The 3,753-nt window shown below is 57.3% G+C and carries 4 protein-coding genes; 3 read left to right on the forward strand and 1 reads right to left on the reverse strand.

Features of this window, described 5'->3' with window-relative positions; genetic code table 11:
• Window positions 1-239: 239 nt before the first annotated feature.
• Window positions 240-1,310 (reverse strand): ShlB/FhaC/HecB family hemolysin secretion/activation protein, encoded by a 1,071-nt coding sequence (locus NTD88_RS00365; protein WP_262153553.1) that lies wholly within the window; start codon window positions 1,308-1,310, stop codon window positions 240-242.
• A 632-nt stretch (window positions 1,311-1,942) separates the two neighbouring features.
• On the opposite strand from NTD88_RS00365, the gene NTD88_RS00370 reads away from it, so the two are divergent.
• The 3 genes from NTD88_RS00370 to NTD88_RS00380 all read left to right on the forward strand — a co-directional run bounded on the left by NTD88_RS00370 (window position 1,943) and on the right by NTD88_RS00380 (window position 3,612).
• Window positions 1,943-2,251, forward strand: coding sequence for a hypothetical protein (locus NTD88_RS00370; protein ID WP_262153552.1), 309 nt, complete (start codon window positions 1,943-1,945; stop codon window positions 2,249-2,251).
• A gap of 348 nt (window positions 2,252-2,599) precedes the next feature.
• Window positions 2,600-3,298 carry a DUF4225 domain-containing protein gene (locus NTD88_RS00375; RefSeq protein WP_262153551.1) on the forward strand — a complete coding sequence of 233 codons (699 nt, stop codon included), beginning with the start codon at window positions 2,600-2,602 and terminating at the stop codon, window positions 3,296-3,298.
• Window positions 3,295-3,612, forward strand: a complete 318-nt coding sequence (locus tag NTD88_RS00380) for a hypothetical protein (protein WP_262153550.1) — start codon at window positions 3,295-3,297, stop codon at window positions 3,610-3,612. Before NTD88_RS00375 ends, NTD88_RS00380 begins: the two co-directional genes overlap by 4 nt.
• The last annotated feature ends 141 nt before the right edge of the window (window positions 3,613-3,753 follow it).

Raw genomic sequence — 3,753 nt, forward strand, 5'->3', positions numbered from 1 at the left:
GTTGCAACGTACCTATGCCTGTCAGGCCATGGTTGACCGCTTTGGTGGTTCGGCTAAATTTCGAGACTGGAGCCTAAGCCGCCCCGCACTATCCAGCCATGCACCAAGGCTGGCAACGCCAATCCCACAGGCAATGGCACGTTGCAACCAATGTAGGAGCGAGCTTGCTCGCGATGCGCCGCGCGGGCGGCGCTCGATCTTGAGAACGCTGAATAACAGTCGGCTAGCACAAGGCAACATCAAAACGCATAAGCCACCTGCGCCCATACCCGCGGCTGCCGCTCGGCGTCGCTCTGGGCCTGATGATCGCCGACCGGCCAGCCTGCCAACGCGCTGATATTCCACGTCGCCGTTGACCATCCCCCGCCAAAACCCGTGGCAGACAGACGACGGGGCGCGGTGCCGGTGGTCCAGCTCGGTGTATTCAGGCGCGCTTCACCATGATCGGCAAAGGTCACCAGTTGCCAGGTATCAGTCAGTGCATAGCGCAGTTCAAGATTGGCAAGCCAGCCCCGATCACCAAATGCGGCGGTCTGGTAGGTGGAGCGCGCGCCGAAGGCGCCGCCGATATAGAGCTTTTCCGAGTCGTCCAGATTGTCATCCGACCACTGGCCCTGGAGGCGAACATACAGGGCCAGACGTCCACCCAACTGTTGCAGGCGGGCCAGGCTGGCGCGCAGCACGCTGAAATGGCCCGGTTCGGCCTTGCCGACCAGTGACCAGGGCGAGCCGTCGATATTCAGGCTGCCCTCGCTCCAGGTCAGCGCGAGGGTGGTCGCGGCGCCGTTCAGCAATGGGTCGCGAGCCGTGGCGGAAAGACCGTAGTTGAGCACGCGGGAGCGCTTTTCACTGTTTATGCCCAGCAGACCGGACTCATCCTGCAGGTGCTTGTCATCGAACTGCAGCCGGGCCTTGAGGCTGAACGTCTGGTTTTGCAGGAGCGGCTGGATGATGAATGCACTGGCAGTCCGGGCCTTGCCCTTGGCCGCGAGGATTTCGAGTTCGTCGCCCAACTCATAGGACATGTCCGACAGGATGATGCCCAACCGGCTGGCCCAAGGGCCGACGTCCAGGTGGTAAGTGCCCCAGTGGTAATGGCCGGTCTCGGCCGAGCCCATGCTGCGCAGGCTCAGCAGGTCGCTCGGGTCAAGCAGGCCATGCAGGTTGAGGGCGCTGGCGAGCCGGCCCTCATCGTCATCGCCACCGAAGTTGTCCAGCGCAATGCCACCACTGAAGAAGGGCTTCACGCTCAGGTCATCCGGGGGATCGTATGCCGTGCTGCCCAGCGTGAGGCTGGTGCGCGATGGCAAGTCGGGGATTTCCTGAAAAGGCAGCAGATCCGCCGCAGTACCCTTGGCAAGGCAGGAAAACGCAAGGACACACAATGCGGACAACAGGCTGGACGCCATGCGCATACGGGATTACCGGGCTGATCTTCGAGGGGCGAGGCAAGATATGGCTTTGTGCTATCCCCGCGCAAGTGCCGCCCGGGTGAAACGCAACTGATCGCGACTATCCAGGGTGAGCCGGTGATTGCGTAGGCCAGGTCGCGTGACTTTTCCCGACAACCACCCCGGCGAAAACCCACTCCAACGGCTGCCTCAGGCTACAAAGCTTCTACTATTTCCGACTTTCTCGTAGGCAATTTCCCAATCATACTTTTCCGCCCCATGAGTCGTTGCGCACTTGGGACTCGCTACCTAGTCTTCGCCGGTCGCTGCACAATCAGTGATCGGGTTTGGTAGCCCGGTAAATCAAGACGCACGACGTCCCTCTGAAACAGCGGTGCTGTTCGCCCGCTGTTGATTTTCATGGCGGCTGTGCGTAGGGCGCCTTCGGGCGCGCTGGGTTCCTTGATTCCCGGTCTACCAACCTGCGCACGGCCGCCACCCTTTCGTTTGGTAGCGAACGGTGACGGCGCCACTAATCAAGGAGCCACACAATGAAAAAGATCGTTCCCGACCCGCCCGTCTCCACCCTCCGTCGAACCGTTCCTCACACCCATTTCGGCTCATGCAACGGCGCTCATCCACCGGTGTTTTCCGTACACCCGGCGGCCGATATCGACGACGCGCTGGTGCATCTATCGGCCGCGCTGACATCGGCCTTCGAAACCAACGCGCAACTCTGCGAAATGCTTTCCCGGCCTTTGGCAGATCTGGCTTGGGCTACCTGGCAATCACTGGAAATCTGTCAGGCGTTGACTGAAGCGTTGCGCAATCGAGGCGAGCAGGCCCAGGCTCAAGGGTGACAGGCGGATCCTTTGAAGGGCCACGCATGTGGCCCCTCGACATATCGGGTTGAAGCAAGGAGCAGACCATCAACGACATCCTCGAGCAGTACGAACGACATTTGCAGTACTTGCATCTGGCGCGTTGAGGACACGAGTTCGCGGGATGCTCGTTCGGCCCTTCCGCGAACTTGCTTAATTTCCCTTAGATCTTTCAGAAACGTCTCACAGACTCTGCCGTGCCACCTCTCTAGGCTGCGAACTCCAACCTACAAGGAGTTCGAGCATGGCCAATCACAGCTACCTGAGCATCACCTGGATTCACCACACCGCCAGCGCCCGTGGCTACATCTTATGGGGGATGACGGAATGAGTACGCGGCCCTCGCCCTATCGGCTGGATAACCCGCTCTCGGAGCTTCATCAAAGTGCGGCGAACCTGACTCGATATGCCTGCATCGTCAGTTCCCGGCATATCAAGGACGGGGTGTTACGGGGTCGGTTTAATCGGACGATGGCGTATTACGTGCGGCAGATTTTGGAGGATGTGCGGAATGGGAAGATCAGGACGGAGGAAGGTTTAAAGCAGATTGAGGTGGAGCATAAGAGCATTTCCAGAATAGGACTGGAAGTGGGCGGTGTAATAGCAGGCGCCTCAATGATGACAACTGGCGTTGGTGTCTGCTACGGCTCCACTATGACCTTATGTGCTGTTGCGGGCGCACCGATGGTTGCTCACGGTGCAAATAATATCTATGAAAATGGCGCCAATCTCTCTTCTGGCCGCTCTGATGCAGTAGGACCGTTGAAAAAACTCTATCAAGGGGTCGCTGTCGCTGCGGGAGGAAGCGAAAGCAATGGAAGTGTTGCGTACGGCAGTGTAGACGTCTTGTTGTCGATCTATGGATTTTATAGGCCATTGCCAAAACCAGGCACTTGGCAGCTATTCAGGCCAATAAAAACAGACTACGTACCTGCCTATAAACTTATGAATAAAGGAGCGCTTTTGTTTGAAGCAATCATGAGCGCCTGGACGGCAAGCCAGGTTTACGAAGAAGCTAAAACATGACTAATTGGATCTTCGTAATCTGCGCTGCTTCAGGCGTATTCATGGCCTACCACCTTAAGTTCAGTTTTTCAGGAGCGAACTACAGAAAATCACTGACGGTCGCTATCGTGTTCACAAATAGCGCTTGTGCATTCTTTTATATAGAGCTGACCCAGAATGACTGCGTGCTGTTCTTCAAGTGTTTCCCAGACCTGACCAAGAGTCACCCGGTGATTGAGTGGGTTGCGCTCGCTTGTATTTTTCTTCATTGCTTTGCTATTCCTACAGAGTGGGAGCCTAAGCGTTTATTTCGAATAAGGCGAAAAGTCTTGTGAATTTGCAGTGCCTGCATCTGTTGCGGTGATCGCTGAAAAGCGGCGCAAGAATCTGTGGGCGTGTGGACGCGATTACCGGCGTTTTTTCGCATGCGTTTTTCATGCTATGGCGGCTGTGCGTGGGAGACCTTGGGTCTGCCG

The sequence above is a fragment of the Pseudomonas sp. 20P_3.2_Bac5 genome (assembly GCF_025466035.1).
GTDB lineage: Bacteria > Pseudomonadota > Gammaproteobacteria > Pseudomonadales > Pseudomonadaceae > Aquipseudomonas.